This is a genomic window from Paenibacillus sp. yr247 (genome assembly GCF_900103825.1).
GTDB lineage: Bacteria > Bacillota > Bacilli > Paenibacillales > NBRC-103111 > Paenibacillus_E.
On sequence record NZ_FNIF01000002.1, the window covers coordinates 165,758 to 191,700 of the forward strand.

Here is a 25,943-nt window from a genome sequence, read left to right on the forward strand (position 1 = left end):
GACTACTATCGCTTTGGTCTTTGGGCGAGCCCAGATTTGGTGTGGAAGTCATTCAAGCCGTGAAAAAGGAAATGCCTGCTGAGATGCCGCATCTTTCCGCATCTCTGCTGTCGAGTACGCTGACGGCGGATACGATATCGATCATGCGATTGAACTGTCCGGCACTGGAAGTGCCAGTCGTTGCTGTAGGCATGCTGGAAGACCCAGCACTTGCTCAATCTATCGTTGGCAACGAGGACGCAGATTTAATAGCCATCGCACGCGGTATGCTGCGAGTTCCTTACTGGGCTGTACACGCAGCCATTACCCTAAAAAATGAACAAACTAACATCCCGCACAGTACAAAAGCGGATACTAAAAAACACAGCCTCCGGGAGTATTTATACGCGGAGGCTGTGTTTTTTGTTGAACGATGTTCACCTCATAGCCATCGGAAACCATACTTTTCAGCTAAACCCAAACTTTACCTACCATGCTGAGAAAAAGCATTTATAATCAAAATAAATTACTCTCAGAGGTGTTAGAGATCAGGCGGAACCAGAAAGGGAGGATATGGCTTTCATGAAGTTACACGTGTCACAGGTTTATACCATTACGGGATTTATGATATCCATGGCAAACACAACAATGTTCACAACTTATGCAGTCTATTATATCATGACGCTTGGATTGAACCCATTCCAGCTGCTTATGGTGGGAACGGTATTGGAATTAACTGTTCTTATTTTTGAAGGAATCACGGGCGTTATCGCCGATACATACAGCCGTAGGACATCGGTCATCATCGGGATGTTTGTAGTTGGTGGGGCGTTCGTGCTCAAAGGCAGCGTGATTTGGCTGCCGATGCTTAGTCCGATGATCTCGCTATTTATTGGCCTTCTCATTGCAGAAGCCATACGCGGTATGGGGGAAACCTTTATCAGTGGCGCCCATTCGGCTTGGATTGTCGATGAGGTTGGGGAAGAGAACGTTGGCCGTATTTTCCTGCGGGCTAAGCGATTGTCCCTCTTCGGTACATTGACAGGTATCGCATTGAGTGTAGGCTTGTCTACTGTAGCAACGAACCTGCCGTATCTCATAGGTGGTATGATTTATTTGGGTGTAGGCGTCTTCCTTGTCTTCTTCATGAAGGAGACGAAGTTTGTTCGTTCAGCACGTGCCGCTGACCCCTCGAATTGGCAGAACATGAAGACGATGTGGTTGTCTGGCACGAAGGTCATAAGCGGGAATCCCCTACTGCTGATGATACTCGTCGTCACCTTGTTTAGTGGTGCCTCTTCAGAAGGATATGATCGGCTTTGGGAAGCGCATCTAATAAAAGAAGTCGGCTTCCCGCTAGGCAATACGCTTCCTATTTCCGCATGGCTCGGTCTAATTGCTGTTCTCTCCACTTGTCTCAGCCTGTTTACCATGTGGATTGCCGAGAAGCGGTTGGATATGGGCAGCCAACGTGTCGTCTTCGTCGGCATGTTCGTGCTGACCGCGGCACGTATGGCCGCCCTACTCTCGTTCGGCTTCTCTCCGAACTTTGCTTGGGCGTTGGTCTCTGTTCTCGTTCTCGGCGCAATCAGAACTCTCAGTGCACCAATTTACGACACGTGGCTCAACCTGAACATCGACAGCAAGTCCCGAGCAACCGTCCTCTCGATGATGAGCCAATCGGACGCACTCGGCCAAACCTGTGGCGGGCCGCTTGTCGGTTGGGTCGGCAACCGATTCTCGATCCGAACGTCGCTTGTGATTGCAGCTGTGCTGCTATCTCCGATTCTTGTTGCTTTTAGTCGGGTGCTTCGTAAACGCTAAATACAGTAAAAGGGAAAGCTTTGGCTTCCCCCAAAACAGACAAAAGACCCCGCAGCAGCAAGGTCTTCCCTTCACACTTCACTCAAATCGATAGCAGCTTTCTTACTTTGCGGTAGAGCAGAGTCAGTACCCAAGGAATCGCGATAATGAGTACAAAAACGATCACGTTGTACATATTGAATAACAAAATTGAGCCCGGCATATGAACCTTATACTTCCAAAGAGATAGCAGCGCTGGATGCATCAAGTACACACCAAATGATACTGAGCCTAGTGAAATGAGAAATCTTGCCAAATTGGCTGATTTTTGCAGAAGCCATTTCGCTATCCAGATAAAGCCTACACCTATTCCAATACTATAGAGCAGCCATAGCAGCTCATACCACGTATTTTCAAACTGATATCCTTTTAATCCCAGTAGAAAGAGCATTGTATACGCAATTCCGCTAAAAATCGCACCCGGAAGAATCCAGCCCTTGTTACGATCGAGCCAAGAACGAAATGCCCCGTAGTTCATACCGATTGCACCACCAACAAGGAAGTACCCGAAATAGGTGATACAAAGCTCTGGTTTATGGCTAATCGTACCGAACCAATGACTATAAATATACACGCCCGCCTGAATAGCTAATCCCCACAGTGCCAGCGTTTGTCGAAACCAACGCGCATTTCTTACGGCCCAAACTAGCAGCGGAAACAGCAGGTAAAACTGCACGATAATAATCATGAAATACAAGTGATAACCGGAATCAGCCCATTTTAATTGCTCCAGAAACACACGTAGATCGACCTTTATGGGATGCCCAGGCGTCCAAAGCCAAGGATTATATATATAGTAGAAAAACGACCAGACGATATAAGGAACTAAAACCTGACGGACACGTTTCCAATAAAAGATGACGGCCTGCTTGGCGCTCCAATTATCCGTATATATGTAGAACAAAACGATACCACTCAAAAAAATAAAAACAGGAACGGCAAAATAGCTGATTTTGTTTAAAAATAAAATGAGCAGCTGCGTGCTGCTTCCCTTTAAAGCTGGATCCACTGTCCAGTCCGCTGTAACGTGAATCAGGACGACAGCTAGGATAGCGAATGCTCTAACGATATCGAGCTCCTTGATTTTTGGTTTTGCCATGTCGGTTTCAAGTCCTCTTTTCCTAATAAATACCCTTTAACTATAGACAGTTTCGACACTTTTCGCAATATCAAGACCAACAAAAAGTTCCTATATCACTGAAATAGGAACTCCTTTCCTCTATACAGGATACGTCTCCTGCTCCCGAACCTGACGCTTGCGAGGGCGAAAAACAAAACGAACGGCCGTTAAACCAACTAACAGGATCCCCGTACTGACATACATGGCTTTGATAAACAAATTTGAACTGTCTGTGCCTATATAGAGCCCATGAACCAAGGATAAAATAAAAATGGGGTATGACAGCAGGTGCAAGGCAAACCATAGCTTCCTTTTTAATTTATGACGAATGTCTGTCGTAAAGATGAGCAGCAGCAGTCCATACAAAGCAATAGTACCGATGCCATTCAATCCTGCAGACTGCTTGGCTGTAAAAGGAATCAAAATTTCCTTCCATTCAAAAGGCATGAACGTATCGATGACTAATAGAACGGTATGCAGCAGAGCCAAACATGTGCCCAATTGATTCGCAGTCGTGTGCCAGCGGAGCAATTGCGCCTTCATTTGACCCTTCCATGTTGGAAAACTATAGGTAATACCAAGCGCCATCCCGACAAATAAACTGAGATAGGACAAGATACCAAATAGACGGATAAGTGTCCAACTTGGTAAATCAACCAGAAATTGAATCATTGTTTACTACCCGCCTTTCTCATTCGAATCATATATAAAGTCTGCCTCGAGACCCATCCATTGACCAAAGGACACATTCGTGGTTGGCTTCACATGATGGAGGGATCCATCCTCTGTGTAAATAAGAGCTTCCATTCGCTGCGTACTCCGCCTAAAAAGGGATAACCCCTCTTCGATGCCTAAGATGCACACTACTTTCGCCCAAATCTCGCAATCAACCAAATGATCACCCACAACCGAACACTGAATCACAGAGGAGCTGCTTGGCTTCATCGTACGGGGATCAATAAGATGATGCATCCTTCCCTCGCTGGTTTCCCAGCTTCTGCGCTGCGTATTGGATGTAGCAACAGCCCCATCCACCATCAAGAGCAGCACTTCATCTGACGGTTCGGTTCGATGAGGATTAGCAATCGCAATCACCCAAGGTTCTTCATCAGATGCGCCTCCCCATACTTCAACATCGCCCCCCGCGTTAACGATCCCACTTTGTACATGCCATTCCCTACGAAGTGAGGCCGCAAGTCCTTGGACTGTCCAGCTCTTCACAATGCCGCCTAGATCCATTTGCTGCTTAGCGGTCATCTGTACGGACTGCATCGCCGTGTCCAAATCCATTTGTAGGCAATCCATTTGAGTTGACGATATTGGATCAGTTGATACCTCTACCGATACATCGCCATTGCTTAAGGTCTCGAAAGTACGCTGATACCCATATCGCTCAAGGGCGGGAAGGATTGAAATATTAAAGACACCCTCCGTAATTTCAAAATAATGCCGGGAAAGCTCAAGTACAGCTGCCATTTCCTTCGACACCATACATCGGCTACCAGCCTGTTGGTTTAATCGTGAACATTCACTGGTTGGAAGAAATCGACTGAATCGTTCCTCCGCACTTTTAAAATGCGAAATGATTTCCGTTTCGAATCTCGATATCTCGTATTCTGAAGCTAGCAATACTTGAATCTGTGTATTCATCGATCGAAAGCTTAACTCCTGGAGCAAAACGCATCATCTCCTTACTCATTACGAAGCCTGACTTCTTGTATGTGGTTTCAACTGAGACTGAGAAGACCCCGTCGCACCGTTTGCCACCCGGTCATGATTTCTTCTCCGCGGATCCGTGTTATCAGTCATTCGATTATTGGAATGCTCCTTCTGAACAGTTACTGGAACAATCTTCTGTTTCGCCGCTGAAGCTGCAGTCACAGCAGCTAGAAACTGCGGGCTAGCTTTAACCTCTTGAAATAAATAAAAGAGGAGAACGCCCATAACGATTCCGATCTGCCATTTCCTCCACTTTGACCTCTTCATCCTGATCGTTCCTTCCCTCTGCTCGTTTATACCTATCTTCATTATAATGGCTTTACTGTCCATTAGCCTGAGCATAGCCTTAACAAAAACTGAAAATTTACTGAAATCAGAGTTTCATATGTATGAACGTAAGTCTCACAAAAGGAGGCTATCCGATTAAGTAGGTCTACTACTTCTCGGATAGCCTCTTTTTAATTTCAACATCGCCATCGATCCGAGAGCGCATTTCTTTCATTCCCCTATATTCGATGCTTTCCTTTATTGCATTTGCCAATTCATAAGCCTTATCATGTACATTCATGTTTCTTTCCCCCTAATTTTTCCCTTTTATGGTTGGGCTCTTCCGATAATACTTTCAGATAGATACCTAAGCACCAAGGGATATATGTCCTCATATGATGGAGTAGTTTACTTTGCTTAAGCAGCAATGCCATTTTTGATGCTGGAAGGAGTGTTCGCTATTGACCAGGACGAAAGTTGGAATATCCATTCAAGGCACCAGCATCTATTTGGATGATCGGACCGTTGTTCTAAGTGAATCCATTGCTAAAAAATGGAAAATTCCGTCCAATCAAACGATTTCCATGCGATTCGGCTCTGCCAAGCAGGATATCAAAGTTGTCTCCGCCGCAATGAAGAACAGTTTACGTGTAAATCCTGTTCTCGCTTCAAAAATCGGTCTTCATAACGGGGCTCAGCTCAATCTCAATTATAGGCAAAATACGAGGACCTTGTCGATCGGACCCCTGATTGGTGTTATGATTAGCCGCGTTTATGCCGGTTCACCGGATCGCCCATTCGGTGCTATCACCGCTTTTTGTAAAGAAATGACGGATGCGTGTGAACTATTCGGGGCTATTGTGTGCTTTTTTCCGCCTGATGAAATGCATGGAAATGCCCAAACATTATCCGCGTATTCGTATTCCAATGGTTCCTGGAGCAAAAAAACGTTTCCGATTCCCAATGTCATCTATAACCGGCTCACCTCGCGCAAATTCGAAAAAATGACGAATGTTCAACTATTCATGAAGGACGTCAAAGCACACTTTGCCACTAACATCTTCAACGAGAAATATTTGGACAAAACGGAAGTATTTGAAGCCCTGCGCAAAGATAGCAGCCTCCATGGATATTTACCTGAATCCTATCTCTTCAAAAATTATCAGATGCTGAAATCCATGGCTGCCCGCCATAGTGTCCTATTCCTTAAACCGATTACCGGAAGTCTTGGTAAAGGTATTATTCGCATTCGCAAAGAGCATGGAGAAGCCTTTACCTGTCATTTTACAAATCTCGCCGGTGCTCGTAAACAATCTTTCGCCTCGTTAACCGATGTGTTCAAGGCATTATCCGGCAAGCTCAAGACACAACGTTATCAATTACAACAAGGACTTGATCTCATCACTTCTGACGGTAATCCAGTTGATTTCCGTGCACTTGTGCAGAAAGGGGCTCAAGGTGAATGGGCAATAACCTCGATTGTTGGGCGAATTGCCGGAACACAGCATTTTGTCTCTAACCTGGCACGAGGCGGAAGTCTAACAACTGTGGCTCAAGCACTTGCTAAAACACTGTTTTCGTCGCCCACACGTGTCTCTGTCATGGCACGTTTGCGCAAGGCTTCTCTGGATATCGCCAAAGGGATCGAAACACAAATCCCCAATCATTTTGGAGAGCTAGGGATCGATCTTGCTGTAGATAAAATGGGTAAGGTTTGGTTGCTCGAAGTGAACTCCAAACCATCCAAGGATGATAACACTCCTCTTAATAATGAACGAAAAATAAGACCTTCTGTGAAAAAAATCGTTCAATATGCTCGTTTTTTAGCGAAGTTCTGAGGTGAAACCATGAGGCAATGCACACATCATCCCTTGTTAGGGATTATGGTCACGGAATTGAATGGAGAGCTGCCTTTTGCGAGTTCAGACTTTTATGAGCGTCTCACCTACTATGGTGCTACTCAGGGTCTAAACGTGTTCGTTTTCTCACCGAATCGAATCAATTGGAAGCAAGAAATCGTGCGGGGCTACACCTATGTGAGTGAGAGGCAAGAGTGGATCAGGAAGCTCTTTCCTCTTCCCTCGCTGATCTATGATCGATGCTTCTTTAGCAGCAAAGACAGCTATCATCAATACCGTTTCCATGTGCGCAAACTGCGTGGCACACCCCATATTCGTTTTCTCGGTTATGGTTTGAGCGGGAAGTGGGAAGTGGATCAAATCCTACAAAAGGATAGTACTTTGCAGCTCTATTTGCCTGAAACGCGCATGCTCACAAGTGGCACCGGCCTTAGGAAATGGCTTTATGCAAAGAGCGATGTCTTCCTCAAGCCACAGGGCGGCAGTCAAGGCAGAGGTGCTATGCACCTACACAAAGTAAGCAAAACGGACGGAAATAGCTCTTTTCATATAAAAGGGCGCGATGCCCATAATCAGTCCATAGAGCATCAATTTAATCACTTTGATCCTTGCTGGTATTGGCTCCGTAATCAGATTGGGATGCGGCCTTATCTCATGCAAGACTACCTAGCCCTGCATTCAACTGAGGGTATGGCTTTCGATGTACGTTCTCTCGTGCAAAAAAACGGCCGTGGCTTGTGGGAAAGCACCGGCATGGCCGTACGGCTCGGTAAACCTGGAAGCATAACCTCCAACCTGCATGGCGGAGGCACAGCTGAAGATGTGTCCTCATTCCTGACAAAGGAGTTCGGTGACACCAAAGCATCGGAGTTAATTGCAACTCTCACAACGCTTTCAAGCCGTATACCCCCTGTACTGGAAAGCCATCATGGGCGACTTGCGGAGCTCGGGATTGATCTGGGGATCGATACCTATGGTCGCGTGTGGATTCTGGAAGTGAATTCGAAGCCGGGCAGGACGATTTTTGCGCGACTGGGAAACGAAAATGCACGCATGAAATCCATTGCAAACCCCATAAATTACGCTGGATTTTTACTAAACAGAAAGCTAGTTAAGCTTGGCTTTGCCGGTAAGTGCCCGGGTAGGCAGATGGTCAAGTCTGCCTGCTTTGACACGGAAAGCCCCGTAGGGCAACAAGTTTAGGAGGGTAACCTAATGAGTTTGACAACGTGTATGCTCCACGCCGTACAACGAACAGATAGATCGGTCTACTTAACAAGTGAACTCGTCAAAGCTTTACGGTTAACCGGCAATAAATCGATTACTGTAAAGGTCGGCAGCAAAGCCTCAACACTACCGATTCGCCTGATCAAAAAGAGTGGTCAGCATATGTACATCCCGCTTTCCATGATGGCCTCTTTGCGTATTCCTCGAACTGGGAACGTATTGGTTGCCAGCAACAATAATAAAGAACTCCGTATCGGTCCAGTCATTGGTATCCTAACCAATGTGAATAACAGTACTTCTCCTTTCGGTTCAAAAACCGGATTTATTCACCAAATTATGAATACGGCCTCTAGTAAATCCTTTATTTTCGCTTTCAGTCCCCGCAGCGTGAACTGGATTCAAGAAACCGTTACAGGCATAATCCCGAAAGAAGACGGAGGTTGGATTCGCAAAACGTTCCCATTGCCAGATGTCGTCTATAATCGGCTTTCTAGCCGCAAAGCAGAGAAATCAGCAGGTATCGAGGGCTTCAAGGATCGATTTGTACGAAGAGGGATTCCCCTTTTTAACTGGAGCTTCTTTGATAAATGGGATGTCTACAAAATGTTAGATGGTGATGATGCTTTCAAATTCGTCCCGGAATCCCGGATTAATCCTTCCGCTGATCAAATTAAAGAAATGCTCGATAAACACAAATTCATTTACTTGAAACCAACAGCAGGCAGCCTAGGCATCGGTATTTACCGCGTGACGTATAACCCAAAGCGAGGTTACTTCGTTCGCTACCGCAAAGGCGGTAAAAATGTCCTCATTCGTTACGGAAAATTCGATGGTTTGATGCAAATGCTCGGAACTGGACGTGGTCGCCTAACAAACTACGTGGCACAACAAGGGATTCGTCTTATAGAAATTGACAGCTGTCCCATTGATTTCCGTTTCCATTTGACGAAGAACGGTAATAACAGTTGGGTCGTAGCTGCGATCGGCGCGAAAAAGTCCGGCAAAGGCAGCGTCACAACCCATATCCGCAATGGCGGTCAGTTGATGACGCCAGAGCAGGTGCTTCGTCAGATTTACGGCAATCGTGCGGAGCAAGTGCTTACCAATGCCAAAGAAACAGCCATTAAGCTCGCCGAGGGCATCGAGAATAACTATAATCATTTGCTCGGAGAACTCGGATTCGATATCGGTATTGATCAAAGTGAGAAAATTTGGATGTTTGAAGCGAATGCCAAACCGGGGAGATCCATTTTCAAGCACCCCTCATTGAAAGAAGGGGACACTGCCACGTTACAAAATATTTATGAGCACTGCCTCTTTTTGAGCCGCTTCCGCACTAGGAGGGAAAACTAATGGGTTTCTTCCTGCATGAGAGAGGACCAAAGCCTACGCTTGCCATTCTCACCGTCAAGGATAATAATCGGGTATTCCGCGGTAATTTGGACAATTTCCTGGATTTAATTCAGACCGGTGAGCAACTTGGTGTTGATGTTTACGTCGTGACTACGAATGACTTCAACTTATCCAGCCCTCAAATATTTGGCTATCGCTTTAATCCCGAAATCAAAAAATGGAGCAGGGAACTCGTTCCCGCTCCACAAGTCGTATACAATCGTATTCCCTATCGCAAGATGGAAATGCAGCCCGAGGTCCAACAAACCATTCAAGCATGCAACCGCAGCTCCAGCGTTCAATTATTCAATCCTTCCTTCTTCAACAAATGGACATTGTTCAGTTGGTTGAACAGTGCCAACGAAAGCAAACCTTACATGCCCGACACGAAACAATTAAGCTCGGCAAACGATCTGACTCAGTTATTGCGTAAACACGCCGTTCTCTATTTAAAACCAGTTAAAGGAAAAGCCGGGATTGGCATCATGCGGATTGAGCAGATAACAACTAAAAACGACCACATTCAATATCGGTTGAGCCGCCAAGAGGATAAAAAGATGGTCTATAGCTACCACGACTCCACCGATGATCTTTGGAATGAATGGAATAGACACCGCGGCTCCAATGATTACATCGTGCAGCAGGGAATCGCTTTAACGAGATATAAAAAGCGGGCTTATGATTTACGCGCTTTGATCCAGAAGACTTCCAAAGGGGTATGGAGTGTATCCGGCATCGGTGCTCGTGTTGCGGGTAAAGCCAGTATCACGACGCACGTGCCGCGCGGCGGTTCAATCGACGAGCCGCTCAAGCTGCTTTCGCATGGCTTTGGTGACAAGGAAGCGAAAAATATTCTGAAGCGAGTTCGTAAAGCAGCGGTTATACTTGCCAAGCAAATTGAGAAATCAGCCGGCAATCAACTTGGCGAAATGTCGATGGATATCGGAGTCGATACTGCAGGACATATCTGGTTCTTCGAAGCTAACTCTAAACCAATGAAATTCGATGAACCAAAAATTCGTCAAAAATCACTTGAACGTATTATTCGTTACAGCCTCTACTTAATCAATCATGGGAGAAGAAGGTGATTATGCTTGTCTCCACTTCGACTGGGCGTACTCGCTATATATTTAAGCAAAAGTCGGCTCGAAGAGCTTTCATATTTTCAACGGCTTAGTAAGGAAGGAAAGAAACTCGGCCTTCAAGTCGAAGTATTTACTCCGGATGACGTCGAAAGTGACAATGCCGTACGCACGTTGACTTATGATTCCGATCTAGAGAAATGGATTCGCCGACGCACTTCATTCCCCCCTATTATCTATGATCGCTGCCGGTATAAAGCAGCGGCAAATTATCAAATGCTCAAAGCATTTCGTAATCGTCATGCAAAGCTTACCTATTTAAGTAAACCATTAGCCAATAAATGGTCGATGCATCAAATCCTTTCCGAGAATGAAAGCATTCGTGCCTATTTGCCAGCTACAGTGCGATATAGCTCCGTACAGGAGTTGCTGAAGTTTCTAAAGAAGCATAAACTGATCTATGTCAAACCGAAAAATGGCACAGGCGGAAGAGGCATCTTACGTATTGAACAGCTCGGCCCTGATCTTTATTTATTACAGGGAAGGAATCAGCAGCGAACCATCATCGCCCCATACCGCGCAACAGAAAAGCAGCTTATGATCAAGCTGCACACGCTGAAGTTAAGCCCAGACTTTGTGGTTCAACAAGGGATTCAGTTGACTTTGAAGGATGGCCGCGTGCATGATTATCGCTTGCTGATTCAGAAAAATGGGCGTGGCGAGTGGGAAGTGACCGGGTGTGCTGGCCGAATTGGTCCTTATCGGAGCATCACTTCGAATCTTCATGGCGGCGGGAGCGCGGTAACCCAATTTAAATTGTTAGCGTATCGCTTTCCTTCTGTAGAAAAAAAGGAAGCCATTAAGAATGAGATGAACAGCTTTGCTCATAAGCTCGCTAATTATTTGGAAAGCAAATTCGGTAAGCTGTGCGAGTTAGGACTGGATATAGCCGTAGATCCCAATGGTCATGTTTGGCTCCTTGAAGTCAACCCCAAGCCTTCTCGAGAAGTATTTCGTAAAATTGGGGAAACCGCGAATTATCAGAAGGCGGTTACAAGGCCACTAGAATACGCGATCTGGATGATGAAACAAAAGAAAAGAAAAATAGAAGAACAAAACACAGAAGAACAAAACACAGAAGAACACATAGCCGAACTATAATGCAAGCAAACGGAAGCGTCAACGATAGGCTGTAACCTGCTTCCGGCCTACATATGCTGAATATGCCCCAGCGTTTGAACAAAAATTTGTTCAATATGATCATCGTCAAGTGAATAAAAGACCGTTTTTCCTACTTTACGTCTTTTGACAATGTGAAGATCCCGTAAGTAGCGCAGCTGATGAGAAACAGCAGACTGCCCCATCTCCAAAGTTGTTGACAGATCATGAACGCAAAGCTCACTTTGCAGCAGCAAAAAGATTATTTTTACTCTAGTCGGGTCTCCTAAAGCTTTGAACACCTCAGCTATCCCCACTGCTTGATCTTCCGTTAGTTGGGGTTCTTGCCCTTGCCTAGAAACTCCCGCACCTGTGCAAGATTCCTCACAAGCCTCAAGATAAGCTTTTTCCATAGAAATCCCTCATCTTCCCTATACTTTTAATTCCGAATGGACATTAGTCGAGTTTTCGATTTGAATGGTTGCGTGAGTGATGTGAAATCGTTCCTCAATTAGATGAATCGCTTTCTGTAAAATCACTTGACTATCCTGATCGTCTGCAATGAGTAAATGACAGCTTAAGGAATCAAGGCCTGACGTAATCGTCCAAATATGCAAATCATGAACGTTGATAACCCCATCAATGCCCTCCAATATTTGTTTAACTTCTACTAGAGAAACAGCCGCGGGAGTTCCTTCCATCAAAATATGAACGGTCGATTTTAGAATAGCCCAAGCCCCCTTTAGAATAAGCAGAGACACGATGATGCTAATGATCGGATCCGCAACATACCAGCCGAAGATCAACATAGCCCCGCCGGCTACGATTGCTCCTACAGAGCCTAAAGCATCACCTAGAATATGCAGATAAGCGCTGCGGAGATTCAGATTGCCATGCACATCCCCTTTACGCATAAGTGACCAAGCACTTAACAAATTCGCCATTAACCCAACACAAGCTATGAGCATCATCGAACCGCTAGCAACAGCAGGAGGATGAAGAAATCGTCCGCATGCTTCCCAAATAATGAGGCCTGCGATCAGAAAAAGTGTAACGGCATTGAATAGAGCCGATAAGATTTCTATTCTAAGAAAACCATAGGATTTATTGGTTGAGGATGGCTTGGCTGCGAACCAAAGTGCAATAAGACTTAAGGCAAGTGACCCAGCATCACTTAACATATGGCCCGAATCCGAGAGCAGCGCCAAGCTGTTGGTCCATAAACCACCTACAAACTCTAATATCATGATTCCAACTGTGATAAACAGCGCAATTAGGAGTCCCTGTTTATTTCCGCCCTGACCATGATGGTGATGTCCATGGTGCGTGTGATCATGTCCGTGGCGGCCAACATGACCGCTGCAATGAGAGTGTTCCTTGTGAGGATGTGATTGTTCTTCAGATTCATGATGATGCATGGATTTCCCTCCCCGTTCTCTGCCCCCTAGTTGGAGTGCTGTCAATTGCATTATACATCGCATTAGATATATGAGCACCTACTCATATATCAATCATAGTAAGTTAAACATGCGAATGTCAATGACGTTCTTCTACAAAAGAAAAAGACCGATTCATTTGCTCATCACATGAGCTTGAATTGGTCTAAGCGAATGATTATTGAACCTTTAGGTCCCTGTTGCTACCTTATTTGCTCCAGCATCTACAACATCTGGATCAAATGTAATCGTTGCATTAAAGAGCGTGCTGGATATTGTGAAATCTCCCGTAATCCCACCACCGCTGCCTGAATTCGATTTGGCTGCACTTGTCGGAGCTATAACGACAGTATCTCCGTTCACCAGGCTTCCTTCATTCCTGACAATGTTGAATATTCCTACAAAAGAAGGCATTCTGATCAGCACCCTTTATCTGTCAATGTGCTACAGTGTATGCCCGCCTAACCCTGTTTGCGACAACCATCATCTAAACATATTCAAGCAGCTCGGTGAAGTTGCGGATTCGAATATGCGCGCCTTCCAGCTCTCCGGATTCTCGGAATCCGGCATAATCGCAAGCCGCTACGGTTAGGCTATTCTGGAGTCCTGCCTCCACGTCAGAGGAACGGTCTCCCACCATCCAGGCAGATTGAATCTGATGTGTTTCCAACAGTATTTTTACTAAATCCACTTTGGATCTCGTTTGATATTGCCCCGCGCTGTACAATCCTTCGAATAAGTGTCCGAGACCTTTGGCTTCAATGACATGCCTCACGTAATCCTCCAGTCCATTGCTCGCTACAAATAACCGAATTCCTTTGTCACGTAAGACTTGTAGGGTTTCAGCTACGCCTTCATACAGAACGCCTTGCCCCTGCTGCAGTCCTTCCATTTGATACCTAAGCAGCAGCTTATCGGCTTCCTGACGAGTATCAATAGAAGCATCTGGTATTACCCTCATCCATATGTGCTCTAGAAGCATACCCAGCGCTCCCAGGATACGATCTTCGGGTGGAGTCTCCCCGGTGAAAAGATCTTTTGCTCTAAGCTCATCAAATGTTGCATGGTAAGCCGGCAGTAGAAGGGTCTCCGTTTGAAATAGCGTTCCATCCAAGTCAAAAAGCATAGCTTCGGGTTGGCTTCTCTGGCTACTCATCATCCAGCTCCTTCTCACGTTCATGGATTAATAAATGATTGTTATGATCTTAGATAAGGATGGCAAACATATCCTTGTAAGTCAATGCTTCTATTTGGGAAAAAGCCTGTTGCCGGAACGAAAAATTTCAGTTATGATTGAAATGAGAATAATTCTATAAAAAAATGATTCTTTTATGCAAAACAACTTCATAATTGAACAAAAAAATATGTATTTATATGCACCCCCTACTTGATAACTTTTCTATGAAAGTGAGGAAGACGATTTATGAACCTTCATATTTTTCAAAATCAACAAGAGCTGAATGAAGCAGGAGCTGGCATTATTACCTCGCTTGTCCAAATGCAGCCTAAGGCTGTTCTAGGCTTAGCCACGGGTGGAACACCTGTAGGCATTTATGAGGAGCTAGTTAAAGCTTACGATAAAGGACGAGTTAGCTTTAAATCGGTCACTACCTTTAATTTGGATGAATATGTCGGCTTGCCGGTAGATCACCAAGAAAGCTATCATGCTTATATGCAGCAGCATTTGTTCGCACATATTGACCTACCCGCTTCTCAGGCTCATATCCCCAATGGGAATGCAGTAGATTTGGAAGCAGAATGCGAGCGATACAACCAACTTTTAGAAGAAGCGAAACAGATCGATTTACAAATCCTCGGTCTAGGCCATAACGGGCATATTGGCTTCAATGAGCCTGATCATTCCCTGATCAGCGGCACACACCGTGTGGAATTGAAGTCCGAAACACGCGAAGCGAATGCGCGATACTTTAACGCCATCGATGAAGTTCCTACCCACGCCCTAACCATGGGTGTAGGCACCATTTTGAAAGCCAAAACGATCCTGTTGATCGTTCGTGGAGCCGATAAAGCAGAAATCGTACATCGCGCGCTTACAGGTCCGATTACAACTGAGATACCGGCAACACTTCTACAAACTCACCCACACCTTGTTGTTCTTCTTGATGCTGAGGCTGGGAGGTTATTCGAATGAGTGAACTTGTCATTACGGGGGCTAAGATCGTTACGGGACAGGGGATAATCGAGCATGGCTATGTTCATGTGAAGAATGGTGTTATCACTTCGGTTGGTGATATGTCCGAGTGGGATCCTACTGCTTCTTCTGCAGTGTCCGTCGATGCCCATGGCAGCTGGTTGTTACCCGGATTCATCGATGTCCACGTTCATGGCGGATACGGCGCTGATTTCATGGATGCCAATCCAGAGACACTGAATACCATTACGCGGTTTCATGCGCTCAATGGCACAACCTCCATGTTGGCAACGACGATGACAGCGACTCGAGATGCTATTGATCGTGTGCTTGACGAAGTGCACCTTTATATGAGCCAACCAATGCCTTACGCTGAGCTTCTTGGCGTCCATATGGAAGGGCCTTTCATCTCGCCCAAATGGGCGGGCGCACAGGATCCGAAGCTTATGGTGGCGCCGCAGCTCCCATGGCTTGAAGACTGGCACGAGCGCTACCCGCAGCTCGTCAAGCAGTTGACCCTGGCCCCCGAACGCGAGGGGGGCCTAGAGCTGATCGCGTGGTTGCGCGATCAAGGTATCGTTGCCGCCTGCGGCCACACCGACGCGACCTACGCCGACATTCAGTCGGCGGTTCGCGAGGGGCTCACTCATGCGGTGCACACCTACAACGCGATGAAGCCGCTGCATCATCGCGAGCCCGGAACCGTCGGTGCGATACTCACCGACGAACGCGTCAGCTGCGAGGTGATCGCTGACGGGCACCACGTACACCCAGCAGCGATTCGCCTGCTGACGCTGGTGAAGCAGCCGCATGGCTTGCTGCTGATCACGGACGCCATGTCCGCCGCGGGGCTCGGCGACGGCCAGTACGAGCTGGGCGGGCAAGCCGTGACCGTACAGTCGGGCGTTGCCCGGCTGACGGAAGGCGGCGCGCTCGCCGGCAGTACGCTGACGATGATCGAAGCGCTCCGGTTTATGGTGCGCGAGGTCGGTGTCAGCGTCGAAGACGCGAGCCGCTTCGCGAGCGGCAACCCTGCGAGGCTGCTGCAGCTGGAAGCGTCGCACGGCTCGATCGCGCAGGGCAAGCAGGCCGACTTGCTGCTTGTCAGCCCTGAACTAGAAATCGAACAGGTATGGGTTCGCGGCAAAGAAATAAAAGCATAAGATTTACGCACATTCCTTTTCGATACAAGCTCCACTTCGTTATAATCACGAAGTCGGGGCTTTTTTTCGTCCATCCCTATTCAGCTATTGTCCAATTGCAGGAAATGACAAACACTTGTCGAAAAACCACTAGCATCATAAACATGCACGCACAAGAAAGGACTTGGCTTCCGTTATGATCTATTTGATTAAAATCGCTTACACCTTATTGCTCCCACCGGGAATTATCATTCTACTCCTTGTGAGCATCGCCTTTTGGCTGCAACAAAAAAAAGAGTACATCGGTACTCTTCTCGTTGGGTTGGCCGCACTTCTTCTTTGTGTATGCGCAATGCCATATTTCAGCAATTCGTTGCTAAATTCTATTGAAAGAAGATACGCACCACCGGTTCAAGTGTCCGGAGATGTGCTTGTTATGTTGACGGGAGGAGCAACCTTAGATACCTTAGACCCTCTTACGAAAGGCGAAGGATATCTGACCGGGAACACGGCTGCCCGCGTACTAACGGTTGCAGAACTATTTCGGAGCACGAAGCTGCCCATCCTTTTATCAGGCGGTCAAGTGTTCAGTGACTCGGGCAATGAATCTCAGATTGCCAAACGGCACCTCCTTACGCTCGGTGTTCCCGAATCTGCTATTTATATAGACGATACGAGTCGCAATACCGAAGAAAATGCCCTAAAAACACAAGCTATTCTTACAGAAAAAGGCTGGAAACGACCAATTCTCGTCACATCTGCGTTCCATATGGCCAGATCCGTAAAGCAATTTCAAAAACTCAAAATTGAGGTAGTCCCCTTCCCAACCGACTATATATCCCAGCAGAAGCAGCATCTGAGTGTAGGCAAATTCATTCCGTCTTCTAACGGTTTATCCAACACAACGATCGCGTTGAAAGAATTCTTAGGTTTGCTTGCAGCAAGGAATTAGTGACACTAAATCCTAACCTTCAACTTAAAAAAACTTCTTCTCCTCCCTGTCCTCCTTCAATATTTCAACAGCCTCTCTAAAGCGGAGGGAATGCACAATCTCCCGCTCGCGGAGAAACTTTAAGCTGTCCTGAAGATCGACGTCGTCCGTTATATCAATTAACCATTGATAGGTGGCTCTTGCTTTCTCTTCGGCGGCAATGTCTTCGTAGAGGTCGGCGATAGGGTCTCCTTTGGCTTGTATGTAAGCGGCCGTCCACGGCACACCGGATGCATTCTGATAGAAAACCGCTCTATCATGGCTCACATAATGATCGTCCAGACCTGCCGCCTTAAGCTGATCTATCGTGGCATCTTTTGTAAGCTTATAAACCATCGTTGCAATCATTTCTAAATGGGCAAACTCCTCCGTACCGATATCGGTTAACAGCCCCACCACCTTATCAGGAATCGAATACCGCTGATTCAAGTATCGCAAAGCCGCAGCAAGTTCCCCATCTGCCCCCCCATATTGTTCAAGAAGCAGTTTGGCCATCCGAGGATCGCATTTACTGACTTTGACCGGATACTGAAGCTTTTTTTCATAAATCCACATGCGTTTTCCTCCTTCTCAGACTTGCCATGGCCATGGAGGTTCACACCACTGCCAGGGTTGTTTGGTGTAGGCTTGACCGTATGACATCAGAGGGCCGAATTCCAACTCAAACTGCTGCGCAATTTGTTTTCTCTTCTGTGTGAATTGATTATATTGTTGAATTGCGCCTAGATCATCTGGATGCGTATCCAAATACAGCGTCAGCTCGATTAAAACGAAATCAACAGCCTGCAGATCGTGAAGCTGTCTGTAATAAGACTCATGTACCGCGGGTTGACTCATGTCTATGGGCTCCCTTCCACTGCTTTTGATTCATAAGGGCCGTAAAGCGCAGGCCAGAGCGTTCCTTTTTTTAATGCTTCATAGGGGCTATACTGTGGCAAGCCGGGCGGTTGAAAGTTTATATATAATTGTGGCGGCGTGTTATACAATTTCACGCGGATAGGCGGACAAGGATCAAATGGACCAATGTAGGGATAGTATTTTTTGAATTGCGAATACATACGTCTCCTCCTCTTCTAACATCGAAGTAAATGAAATCAGGCATAGCGACAGAGTCCTATATGCTCGTTATATGCGGCATGACTTGACCAAAATAACAAGTTTTCCAATATCCATAAAAATAGAAAAAGTCCCTGTTTGGTTGCTATTATAGCAACTAAGCAGGAACTTCTGTTTATTGGGCAGCTTTTGAGGGCAACGGAGCAGATTTGCTGCTCATACAAATAGTACAGCTCGTCACTTTTCTTTTGAATATTGATTTATTGGTATACTTTGGATCAGTCCATCTTGATGTTTAATTTCAAGAGACCTGCTTTGCGCATCGCTTGATAAATAATAACAACCAATGGCCCTAGAAATAGTCCTGCAATTCCTAACAGCTCAAAGCCTACATACAAACTAATCAAAGCAGCGAGCGCATTAATCCCTACAGCATCACTCAGTACTTTAGGCTCGACAATGCGGCGGAATATCGTCAAGACTAAGAATAGGACTAACAACCCCACACCCATCCCCGTGTGTCCAAGCAGCAGCTGATAGACGAGCCAAGGAATGAACACTAGTCCTGTACCGACTACTGGGACGAACTCCATAACCATAACTAATAAGGAAATAGCCAGCGGATAATCAGCATTTAATACTAGTAAGCCTACGAACGTGACTAAATACGTTAACACTGCCATTATGAGCTGAGCCCGTATGAAACCAAAGATGGCTTCCCGCATATAAATTAGAACATTTTCCATCTTCCTTTTGGATTGCTCCTCAAACATAGACAGAAAAGCAATCTTCAGCTTAGGTAAACTAAACATAAATAAATATAAAGCGATGACGAATACGATCATTAAAATAAATAAATTTGGAATTTTTCCAGCCAAGTTAAGAAAGAATCCAGAAATACCGCTTAAAGCATCAGTTAACGCCTTTGTTAAAGTTTCTGTACTTCGTTCCAGCCAAGTTTGCAATTGTGCGGCCATCTCTGGTGACAAGGATTCATAGAACACTTGTGTTCGGATGACAGCCTGATCGATATACTTATTCACTTCATCCATATAATTGGGTGCTTTGCGACCAAGGTCAATAAGCTCGGTAACGACGTTTAACCCAATGAAATAAAATAAGGTTAGCGTCAACAGTGTAAAGAGGGTACTAATGATCGACGCTGCAATTAACCTGTTCACCCTTATTGCACGCATAAGAAGTACGGTCAGAGGGTCCAGAAAAATAGCTGTTACCAAGGCGAGTAGGAATGGCAGCCCTATGGTAAACAATCCGTACAGTAGCAATAATCCAAGCACCATGATTAAGATGGTCTTAGCCGACATAGGTACTCCTCCGCTTATTCATTTCCAGGTTTGATTAAGTTAATTTTCGTTATGTGAATGCGTACGATACGTAGTCGATCCACTTCGGACACTTCAAACATGTGATTGCCAAAAGCCACTCTTTTTCCTTTTACCGGAGCACCTTCAAGCTTTTTAAATAACCAACCACCTATAGAGTTAACATCATCATCCTCTATGTCTAGATCCAGCATGTCGTTTAAGTCTTCGATCAGTACTCGGCCATCTACGGACGTATACTTATCTTTTACCTCAACTCCAGGGCGCTCATCGATATCGAACTCATCGTGCATTTCCCCAACAATCTCTTCCAGAATATCCCCCAGTGCTAGAAGACCAGCCGTTCCACCGTATTCATCAACAACGATAGCAAGTTGGGAGTGTTTTTTCTGCATTAATTTCAATACACGACTGACTTCCATCGACTCTGGAACATTGAGAATTGGACGAATAAAGTTTTTAATTTCCTGCTCTTCATCCGGATCAGCTGTCAGTAAATCAGCAATGTGTACGAAACCGACAATGGTGTCTTTATCCTGATCAGCAACAGGGTAACGTGTATGCTTCGTCTCATGGACTATACGCAAGTTATCAATAAAGCTTAGCTCTAGGAATAGACAATCCATATCCGTCCGAGGCAGCATAACCTCACGGGCAATGAGTTCTGAGAATTCAAAAATATTATCGAATAGCACCATTTCATCTTGATCGATATGGCCGCTTTTGACACTTTCATCCATAAGGATTCGAATTTCTTCCTCCGTATGAGCTGCTTCATGCTCGCTTGCGGGTTCTACACCAATCCATGATAGAAATTTATTAGCCGCACCATTCAGCAGCCAGATAATCGGGCGAAACAGCTTGTAGAAAAATAACAGCGGCGCAGAGAGCCATAGCGAGGTTAATTCCGCTTTTTGAATTGCGAACGATTTCGGGGCTAACTCGCCGAGCACAATGTGCAAGAACGTAATAAATCCAAATGAAACGATGAAAGACAATGTAGTCGTATAAACCGAAGTCTCTACACCAAACGTATGTAAGAGGGGTTCCATAATCAACTCCGAGATGGCAGGCTCACCAACCCAGCCTAGTCCCAGAGAAGCAAGTGTAATCCCCAATTGTGTTGATGATAAATAAGTATCTAACTGCGACGTTACCTTGATGGCATACTTTGCTTTGCCGTTGCCTTCATTGACAAGCTGTTGAATGCGGGATTGTCGAACCTTCACAAGCGCAAATTCAGCAGCAACGAAGAAACCATTGAGCAGTACTAATATCATGACTACTATCAGGTTAAGAACAATGGAACCGAAATCAAACGAAGTATGTGGCAATGCGTATATCTCCTTCAGAAATATGATTAGATAATAGCTTTACGAGTTTTGAAATCAACAGAACGGTAATATGAGTCGGCTACCAGCAGGTTAGGCCCGCAGCAGGAGGCGCTGCTGCAGAAGCAGTTCACGCGCTGATTCAGAGGATTATTTTCCCAACGGGCAAAGATTGTATCCAACTGGTCGTCATGGATGCTGCCCAAAGGGGGTTCATTCGCAAAATCGGTTACGAACACCTCTCCTGTAAATGTGCTTACGTTCAAGCGATTTCGTCCATCCGGATCATTCCGTACTGTGACATTCGGCTCCTCACGAAGCCTTTTAACCAAGATTTGATCCTCTTCTAAATCGTTACACGAAAAGAATGGAAGTGTGCCGAACAGCATCCACATCTCACGATTCCGGCTGTCGAGCAGATGATGAATGCTCGTTCTTAACTCGTCCAGAGAGACCATTGGCAAATGGGAAGCAAAGGAGCTGGCATACATCGGGTGAACCTCATGACGCTTGCAGCCCATTTCATCAATTAGTTTATGAATCTGCGGCAATTTTTGATACGTTCGTGTATTAATCATCGATTCTGCAGAGACATAAAGCCCGCCTTTGCTAAGCGCTATTGTATTTTCTACCATGCGTTTATACATACGTACCGCGGTTTCTTGACCAACTGGACGTTCGCTATTAACAAAGCCTACTTGGTGGAAGTCGTCTGCATTCAAGTAATTGAAAGAAATATGCATGACATCCAGATAAGGAGCGAGAAGCTCATAACGCTCTAAATCAAGCGTTAAATTTGAATTGATTTGTGTACGAATGCCACGCTCACGCGCATATTTAAGGATTGGCAGCATATAGTCTTTGACGATTTTGATGTGGTAAGAAGGCTCCCCGCCTGTCAGGCTGATCGTCTCTAAATGCTCAACCTGATCCAGCTTATTCAGAATGATTGGCAAAGGAATACGTGGACCTTCCGTCATAGTTAACGAATCCCCTACCGCGCAATGCTCACATCGCATATTACACAGATTCGTTATCGTCAATTCTACACTCGTTAGTACGTGTTTCCCGTATTTTCGATAAGACCGGATAGGGTCCCAAGGATCATTAGCGGGGGTTAGCTCCGGTAAGATGGAGCGTGTTCCATTCATATTCATGCTGTTTACACCTGACCTATCATTTCCTATTCACTAGCTAATTCTTCCTATTATGCCTATACCTATGCCCTTTATTGTAACTTATGATTCGTAAAAAAGGAAACAGCTGCTAGAACGTATTCTTCCACTACGGCTTTTCTGCTTCCGTTTGCGATCTAATCCGTAACCACCTAGGCGCCCACCAGTTCGCATCCCCAAGCAGTTTCATAAGTGCTGGAACGAGCATCACGCGAACAATGGTTGCGTCTATCAGAACAGCCAGACCCAGACCTAGACCAAGCGCCTTCATAATCTCGATATCTGTAAAAATAAAGGAACCGACGACAACGACTAAAATAAAAGCTGCACTTGTAATTAAGCTCCCAGTTTTCTTAAGCCCTTCAGCCGTACTCTTATCATTATCGCCACTTAACTCATACTCCTCCATAATGCGAGAAATCAAGAATACCTCATAATCCATCGATATGCCGAACACTACACAAAAAATGATGACAGGCAGCGTTGCACTTACATAACCAATGGACGTAATGTGCAGTAAATCTGCCATATAGCCATGTTGGAAAACTAACACAACAACACCTAGGCTTGCCCCAAGACTGAGCATGTTCATTAGAACAGCTTTAAGCGGCAGCAAAACAGAGCGGAAAGCAAGCAATAGCACAAAATAGGTAATCCCCATCACGAAGGTCAACACTTTAGGGATTTCATTTTGAATACGATCAATGATATCAAGACGATAAGCGGGTCCGCCGGTGACTGCAATACCGAGTCCATCCTTACTCAAGCCGCGAAGCTCTCGCACAAGCCCATCGGTCGCAGGGTCGTCAGTATCTTTCTCAGGTACAACAATCATTAGAGCTGTGTGCCCTTTCGCTAATTTATTGCCTTCTATTTGTGCTTTGGCACCGGAATCCTTTAACATACCGGCTAATTCGGCATCTGAGCGTTGACCAAGTGAGCTGATGAAACTTTGTACTTCTTTTACGCCAGTAACGCCTTTAACCTTTTCACCGTATGCCCGAATCTGACGAATGGATGCCTCTTCCCACACTTCTCCTTCTGTATGGATAACAATTTGGATGGGGCCCATCATACGGGAATCATAAGCCGCCTTTAGTAAATCTGAACCATATCGGGATTCATAGTGAGGAGGCAGCACCTCTGCATTTGGAACACTTAACTTCATATGGAGGGTGGGTGTCATGGTGTAGATAAGCGCACCGCCGACAATAACAACAAGTAGAAATGGCCGTTTCATTACGGCATTAGCGATCCATTCCCAAAATCGGGACGTTTCTTGTTGGCGAAAACGTTTAGGGACCACCTGTAAAGAGTTAATCCGTTTACCTAGGATGCCCAGTAGGGAAAGCAGCATCGTATTCGCGACAATCACCGATATCGACACGACAATTACGCCTCCCAAGCATAAGGATCGGAAAAAATTTAGATCAACAAACATCATGCCAAACAATCCAATCAGCACCGCAATACCGGAAAAAAATATCGATTTCCCCGCAGTCTGACAGGTCATCGCAACGGCTTCAGCCACATTGTTCTGGGTCTTGAGCTCCTCCCGAAATCGACTAACGAGAAACAACGCATAATCAATTCCTACAGCAAGTCCAAGCATCGTCACCATATTCGGTAGGAAGTTCGATAAGGATTGGTGCTGTGCAATAAAATAAGTAATCCCTAACGTCAAGGTTAGGCTCATTAACCCAACTATCAAAGGGAGTAGTGCAGCAACTAATGTGCCGAAAACAATTAATAAGACAATGAGCGCAATAGGCAGACCAATAGCTTCCGATTTAGCAATATCGTGTTTACTCGCTTCCTGCATGTCATGCAAAATAGCGGGTCCACCCGTCACATATACTTTCATCCCAGTTGGAGGATGCACGCGTTCTTTCAGTTCTGGATATTTCTCCAGTGCCGGGTCCGTATCTAGAGAAAGTGACACTGTTACAGCCTGCACATCTAGATGTCCTTCTTTTCGAGGTGTCGAGACGAACTTCACACTTTCTACATAGGGAAGCTTTATCAATTCGTTAAGCGAATCCATGATCTCTTGTTGATGAGTTTTTCCCGTCAAATCGAGACCATTCCCCGTATAAACCAAGTTCAGCTGTGTAAGCGGCACGCCAAGCTCATCTCGCAGCTGGATGAAGCCTCGATCGGACTCACTTCCTTTGGGCGTGAAGCCGTTGTCCTTGAGCATACCCGGTGTTTTCTGAGCAAATATAGCAAAGCTGAGGAGCAGCAGCAGGCCAATGATAAGCACAAGCCATCGGAATCGGTACATGGCGTATCCCCATCTCCAAAACTTCCCTTTCACAGCTGTTTCTCTCACATACATCCCCCTAATCTGCAAAAAGAACCTGGGATCCCAGGTTCTTCATGTTCGTTATCTATATTCTTTCTCAAACTAGTGTCGGCATACTCGAATCCGTGTCCAGATCGTCTATTTTAATTTCCCCGATTTCTGAAATTAACGTAGAAAGCTTCTTTGAAAGGTCAATTTCGTACGGTTCCTTTAGCTCTTTGCCCGACTCATCCTGCAGTACACGAATGATTGGCCTTTGAGGCACTGTTATATTTAATTTGGATACGATGCCAAATTCCCCAGTATTCAATCGAACCGTAATACCTAAGGGATAAATCGCGATTTTATCACGGAATAAAGCGATCTGACTTTGATCATACTGCGTGCCAGACCCTGTGAATAACTGCTCCATGGCTTCATGCGGCAGTAGGGGTCTTCTATATACTCTTGTAGTCGTCATAGCGTCATAAGAATCAACTAACCCGATCCATTTGGCAAATTCATTAATCTCTGAGCCTTGAATCCCACGCGGATAACCGCTTCCGTTAATTCGTTCATGGTGCTGAAGCGCACAATGCGCCGAAAGAAGAGGAATATTGGGTTCGTCCTTCAAAATCTGAAAACCATATGTCGTATGATTCTTCATCTCCGTAAACTCTTCGGGGGTTAACTGCGAAGGCTTGCGTAAGATGCCAAGCGGCACCTTCGTTTTGCCTATATCGTGCAGCAACGCACCTAACCCGAGTGTCTCCAGGTTTTCACGACTGTAACCATAACTAATTCCCAGCATAATAGCATAGATACTCACATTCACAGAATGCTGAAATAAATAATTGTCTTTAATATTCATATTATTGAGCATAACCATAGCACCCTGATGGGCGCTTAAATCGTCAATAATCATTTTCATCACATCACGGAAATTTCGCCCAATTTCATAATAACTTACGGCTCCGCGCTTGTTCGAATCTTCCATTACCTTCTTAAACGTGTCACGAATTTCGCTAACAGCTCTGTTTCTGGTTTCATCTTGAATGATATCTTCTTGAATAATGTCATTGGTTCGGGAATCTTCAATATATATATAATCGATACCATAGGTAAAAAGCCGATCAATAAGTCTCTGAGTAAGCTCAACATTAATGGCCAATAACACCATACCATCGTCGTTGTATATATTCTTGGCCAGCCTCATTCCAGGATGACACATGTTGATCGGCATTAACAGCATTTCAGGACCCCCGCATAGCTGAGCGTTATTTTCTATCTAAATGTAATAGATTTTACAGAAAAGTTCAATATAAAAAACCGCATCCTTCGACGCGGTTCGCTAAATTCATTACTAA

Annotated in this window: 26 protein-coding genes and 1 pseudogene; 10 read left to right on the forward strand and 17 right to left on the reverse strand. The window is 45.4% G+C overall.

Translation table 11 applies throughout. From position 1 onward, the window contains the following. Positions 1 to 32: 32 nt before the first annotated feature. A pseudogene (locus BLT91_RS32645) lies at positions 33 to 335 on the forward strand (NADPH dehydrogenase); the annotation flags it as partial. 226 nt (positions 336 to 561) lie between these two features. Next, positions 562 to 1,803: an MFS transporter gene (locus BLT91_RS05405; RefSeq protein WP_090817756.1), complete on the forward strand. Its 1,242-nt coding sequence runs from the start codon at positions 562 to 564 to the stop codon at positions 1,801 to 1,803. A gap of 82 nt (positions 1,804 to 1,885) precedes the next feature. Here the strand turns inward: BLT91_RS05405 and BLT91_RS05410 are convergent, their stop codons facing one another. From BLT91_RS05410 to BLT91_RS05430, 5 genes are all read right to left on the reverse strand, one after another. Next, the gene (locus BLT91_RS05410) at positions 1,886 to 2,941 is read right to left on the reverse strand and encodes an acyltransferase (protein ID WP_090817758.1); all 1,056 of its coding nucleotides are present in this window, start codon (positions 2,939 to 2,941) and stop codon (positions 1,886 to 1,888) included. 120 nt (positions 2,942 to 3,061) lie between these two features. Continuing rightward, positions 3,062 to 3,634, reverse strand: coding sequence for a ferric reductase-like transmembrane domain-containing protein (locus BLT91_RS05415; protein WP_090817760.1), 573 nt, complete (start codon positions 3,632 to 3,634; stop codon positions 3,062 to 3,064). Between the two features lie 6 nt (positions 3,635 to 3,640). Further along, positions 3,641 to 4,612 (reverse strand): FAD:protein FMN transferase, encoded by a 972-nt coding sequence (locus BLT91_RS05420; RefSeq protein WP_141224933.1) that lies wholly within the window; start codon positions 4,610 to 4,612, stop codon positions 3,641 to 3,643. A 48-nt stretch (positions 4,613 to 4,660) separates the two neighbouring features. Continuing rightward, positions 4,661 to 4,948, reverse strand: coding sequence for a hypothetical protein (locus BLT91_RS05425; RefSeq protein WP_141224934.1), 288 nt, complete (start codon positions 4,946 to 4,948; stop codon positions 4,661 to 4,663). A 169-nt stretch (positions 4,949 to 5,117) separates the two neighbouring features. Then, positions 5,118 to 5,249: a YlbF family regulator gene (locus BLT91_RS05430; RefSeq protein ID WP_090817768.1), complete on the reverse strand. Its 132-nt coding sequence runs from the start codon at positions 5,247 to 5,249 to the stop codon at positions 5,118 to 5,120. 160 nt (positions 5,250 to 5,409) lie between these two features. On the opposite strand from BLT91_RS05430, the gene BLT91_RS05435 reads away from it, so the two are divergent. From BLT91_RS05435 to BLT91_RS05455, 5 genes are read left to right on the forward strand one after another with little or no spacing between them, the layout of a single operon-like run. Next, positions 5,410 to 6,786, forward strand: coding sequence for a YheC/YheD family endospore coat-associated protein (locus BLT91_RS05435; RefSeq protein ID WP_090817771.1), 1,377 nt, complete (start codon positions 5,410 to 5,412; stop codon positions 6,784 to 6,786). Positions 6,787 to 6,795: 9 nt separating this feature from the next. Beyond that, a complete protein-coding gene (locus BLT91_RS05440; RefSeq protein WP_090817774.1) occupies positions 6,796 to 8,010 on the forward strand; it encodes a YheC/YheD family endospore coat-associated protein in 1,215 nt (404 codons plus the stop codon). 12 nt (positions 8,011 to 8,022) lie between these two features. Further along, positions 8,023 to 9,387: a YheC/YheD family endospore coat-associated protein gene (locus tag BLT91_RS05445; RefSeq protein ID WP_090817777.1), complete on the forward strand. Its 1,365-nt coding sequence runs from the start codon at positions 8,023 to 8,025 to the stop codon at positions 9,385 to 9,387. Next, positions 9,387 to 10,514 carry a YheC/YheD family endospore coat-associated protein gene (locus BLT91_RS05450; RefSeq protein WP_090817780.1) on the forward strand — a complete coding sequence of 376 codons (1,128 nt, stop codon included), beginning with the start codon at positions 9,387 to 9,389 and terminating at the stop codon, positions 10,512 to 10,514. The genes BLT91_RS05445 and BLT91_RS05450 overlap by 1 nt, the downstream gene beginning before the upstream one ends. A gap of 6 nt (positions 10,515 to 10,520) precedes the next feature. After that, a complete protein-coding gene (locus BLT91_RS05455) occupies positions 10,521 to 11,669 on the forward strand; it encodes a YheC/YheD family endospore coat-associated protein (protein WP_090817783.1) in 1,149 nt (382 codons plus the stop codon). 47 nt (positions 11,670 to 11,716) lie between these two features. On the opposite strand, the gene BLT91_RS05460 is transcribed toward BLT91_RS05455, so the two are convergent. The 4 genes from BLT91_RS05460 to BLT91_RS05475 form a co-directional block, all read right to left on the reverse strand. Continuing rightward, entirely contained in the window at positions 11,717 to 12,079 is a 363-nt protein-coding gene (locus tag BLT91_RS05460; protein ID WP_090817786.1) for an ArsR/SmtB family transcription factor, read from the reverse strand. 18 nt (positions 12,080 to 12,097) lie between these two features. Next, positions 12,098 to 13,084 (reverse strand): cation diffusion facilitator family transporter, encoded by a 987-nt coding sequence (locus BLT91_RS05465; protein ID WP_090817788.1) that lies wholly within the window; start codon positions 13,082 to 13,084, stop codon positions 12,098 to 12,100. A 207-nt stretch (positions 13,085 to 13,291) separates the two neighbouring features. After that, positions 13,292 to 13,516: a spore germination protein gene (locus BLT91_RS05470; protein ID WP_090817791.1), complete on the reverse strand. Its 225-nt coding sequence runs from the start codon at positions 13,514 to 13,516 to the stop codon at positions 13,292 to 13,294. Between the two features lie 73 nt (positions 13,517 to 13,589). Next, positions 13,590 to 14,258, reverse strand: coding sequence for an HAD family hydrolase (locus BLT91_RS05475; protein ID WP_090817794.1), 669 nt, complete (start codon positions 14,256 to 14,258; stop codon positions 13,590 to 13,592). A 267-nt stretch (positions 14,259 to 14,525) separates the two neighbouring features. On the opposite strand from BLT91_RS05475, the gene nagB reads away from it, so the two are divergent. The 3 genes from nagB to BLT91_RS05490 all read left to right on the forward strand — a co-directional run bounded on the left by nagB (position 14,526) and on the right by BLT91_RS05490 (position 17,348). Beyond that, entirely contained in the window at positions 14,526 to 15,254 is a 729-nt protein-coding gene (nagB, locus tag BLT91_RS05480; protein WP_090817799.1) for a glucosamine-6-phosphate deaminase, read from the forward strand. Then, positions 15,251 to 16,417, forward strand: coding sequence for an N-acetylglucosamine-6-phosphate deacetylase (gene nagA, locus BLT91_RS05485; RefSeq protein ID WP_090817802.1), 1,167 nt, complete (start codon positions 15,251 to 15,253; stop codon positions 16,415 to 16,417). The genes nagB and nagA overlap by 4 nt, the downstream gene beginning before the upstream one ends. Before the next feature lie 175 nt (positions 16,418 to 16,592). Then, the gene (locus tag BLT91_RS05490; RefSeq protein WP_090817806.1) at positions 16,593 to 17,348 is read left to right on the forward strand and encodes a YdcF family protein; all 756 of its coding nucleotides are present in this window, start codon (positions 16,593 to 16,595) and stop codon (positions 17,346 to 17,348) included. A 24-nt stretch (positions 17,349 to 17,372) separates the two neighbouring features. Here BLT91_RS05490 and BLT91_RS05495 read toward each other — a convergent pair whose 3' ends face one another. From BLT91_RS05495 to BLT91_RS05530, 8 genes are all read right to left on the reverse strand, one after another. Next, the gene (locus BLT91_RS05495; RefSeq protein ID WP_090817809.1) at positions 17,373 to 17,942 is read right to left on the reverse strand and encodes a manganese catalase family protein; all 570 of its coding nucleotides are present in this window, start codon (positions 17,940 to 17,942) and stop codon (positions 17,373 to 17,375) included. A 15-nt stretch (positions 17,943 to 17,957) separates the two neighbouring features. Beyond that, the gene (locus BLT91_RS05500) at positions 17,958 to 18,224 is read right to left on the reverse strand and encodes a spore coat protein CotJB (RefSeq protein WP_090817812.1); all 267 of its coding nucleotides are present in this window, start codon (positions 18,222 to 18,224) and stop codon (positions 17,958 to 17,960) included. Positions 18,225 to 18,226: 2 nt separating this feature from the next. Beyond that, positions 18,227 to 18,445, reverse strand: a complete 219-nt coding sequence (locus BLT91_RS05505; RefSeq protein ID WP_090817815.1) for a spore coat associated protein CotJA — start codon at positions 18,443 to 18,445, stop codon at positions 18,227 to 18,229. A 276-nt stretch (positions 18,446 to 18,721) separates the two neighbouring features. Next, positions 18,722 to 19,768, reverse strand: coding sequence for a sporulation integral membrane protein YtvI (ytvI, locus tag BLT91_RS05510; protein ID WP_090817818.1), 1,047 nt, complete (start codon positions 19,766 to 19,768; stop codon positions 18,722 to 18,724). Positions 19,769 to 19,782: 14 nt separating this feature from the next. Beyond that, entirely contained in the window at positions 19,783 to 21,066 is a 1,284-nt protein-coding gene (locus BLT91_RS05515) for a hemolysin family protein (protein ID WP_090819725.1), read from the reverse strand. Positions 21,067 to 21,146: 80 nt separating this feature from the next. Continuing rightward, positions 21,147 to 22,274: a radical SAM/CxCxxxxC motif protein YfkAB gene (yfkAB, locus tag BLT91_RS05520; protein WP_090817821.1), complete on the reverse strand. Its 1,128-nt coding sequence runs from the start codon at positions 22,272 to 22,274 to the stop codon at positions 21,147 to 21,149. A gap of 127 nt (positions 22,275 to 22,401) precedes the next feature. Further along, the gene (locus BLT91_RS05525; protein WP_254776802.1) at positions 22,402 to 24,624 is read right to left on the reverse strand and encodes an MMPL family transporter; all 2,223 of its coding nucleotides are present in this window, start codon (positions 24,622 to 24,624) and stop codon (positions 22,402 to 22,404) included. A 70-nt stretch (positions 24,625 to 24,694) separates the two neighbouring features. Next, positions 24,695 to 25,828, reverse strand: a complete 1,134-nt coding sequence (locus tag BLT91_RS05530; RefSeq protein ID WP_090817828.1) for an HD-GYP domain-containing protein — start codon at positions 25,826 to 25,828, stop codon at positions 24,695 to 24,697. Positions 25,829 to 25,943: the final 115 nt, after the last annotated feature.

Bases quoted from the DNA above. Each gene is read 5' to 3' on its own strand.
- BLT91_RS05430 (WP_090817768.1), bottom strand. From the start codon at position 5,249: ATGAATGTACATGATAAGGCTTATGAATTGGCAAATGCAATAAAGGAA.
- BLT91_RS05470 (WP_090817791.1), bottom strand. From the start codon at position 13,516: ATGCCTTCTTTTGTAGGAATATTCAACATTGTCAGGAATGAAGGAAGC.
- BLT91_RS05410 (WP_090817758.1), bottom strand. From the start codon at position 2,941: ATGGCAAAACCAAAAATCAAGGAGCTCGATATCGTTAGAGCATTCGCT.
- BLT91_RS05490 (WP_090817806.1), top strand. From the start codon at position 16,593: ATGATCTATTTGATTAAAATCGCTTACACCTTATTGCTCCCACCGGGA.
- BLT91_RS05500 (WP_090817812.1), bottom strand. From the start codon at position 18,224: ATGAGTCAACCCGCGGTACATGAGTCTTATTACAGACAGCTTCACGAT.
- BLT91_RS05425 (WP_141224934.1), bottom strand. From the start codon at position 4,948: ATGAAGAGGTCAAAGTGGAGGAAATGGCAGATCGGAATCGTTATGGGC.
- BLT91_RS05445 (WP_090817777.1), top strand. From the start codon at position 8,023: ATGAGTTTGACAACGTGTATGCTCCACGCCGTACAACGAACAGATAGA.
- BLT91_RS05405 (WP_090817756.1), top strand. From the start codon at position 562: ATGAAGTTACACGTGTCACAGGTTTATACCATTACGGGATTTATGATA.
- ytvI (WP_090817818.1), bottom strand. From the start codon at position 19,768: ATGTCGGCTAAGACCATCTTAATCATGGTGCTTGGATTATTGCTACTG.
- nagA (WP_090817802.1), top strand. From the start codon at position 15,251: ATGAGTGAACTTGTCATTACGGGGGCTAAGATCGTTACGGGACAGGGG.
- BLT91_RS05450 (WP_090817780.1), top strand. From the start codon at position 9,387: ATGGGTTTCTTCCTGCATGAGAGAGGACCAAAGCCTACGCTTGCCATT.
- BLT91_RS05440 (WP_090817774.1), top strand. From the start codon at position 6,796: ATGAGGCAATGCACACATCATCCCTTGTTAGGGATTATGGTCACGGAA.
- BLT91_RS05460 (WP_090817786.1), bottom strand. From the start codon at position 12,079: ATGGAAAAAGCTTATCTTGAGGCTTGTGAGGAATCTTGCACAGGTGCG.
- BLT91_RS05415 (WP_090817760.1), bottom strand. From the start codon at position 3,634: ATGATTCAATTTCTGGTTGATTTACCAAGTTGGACACTTATCCGTCTA.
- BLT91_RS05495 (WP_090817809.1), bottom strand. From the start codon at position 17,942: ATGTGGATTTATGAAAAAAAGCTTCAGTATCCGGTCAAAGTCAGTAAA.
- BLT91_RS05530 (WP_090817828.1), bottom strand. From the start codon at position 25,828: ATGCTGTTAATGCCGATCAACATGTGTCATCCTGGAATGAGGCTGGCC.
- BLT91_RS05465 (WP_090817788.1), bottom strand. From the start codon at position 13,084: ATGCATCATCATGAATCTGAAGAACAATCACATCCTCACAAGGAACAC.
- nagB (WP_090817799.1), top strand. From the start codon at position 14,526: ATGAACCTTCATATTTTTCAAAATCAACAAGAGCTGAATGAAGCAGGA.
- BLT91_RS05505 (WP_090817815.1), bottom strand. From the start codon at position 18,445: ATGTATTCGCAATTCAAAAAATACTATCCCTACATTGGTCCATTTGAT.
- BLT91_RS05515 (WP_090819725.1), bottom strand. From the start codon at position 21,066: ATGATATTAGTACTGCTCAATGGTTTCTTCGTTGCTGCTGAATTTGCG.
- BLT91_RS05475 (WP_090817794.1), bottom strand. From the start codon at position 14,258: ATGAGTAGCCAGAGAAGCCAACCCGAAGCTATGCTTTTTGACTTGGAT.
- BLT91_RS05420 (WP_141224933.1), bottom strand. From the start codon at position 4,612: ATGAATACACAGATTCAAGTATTGCTAGCTTCAGAATACGAGATATCG.
- yfkAB (WP_090817821.1), bottom strand. From the start codon at position 22,274: ATGAATATGAATGGAACACGCTCCATCTTACCGGAGCTAACCCCCGCT.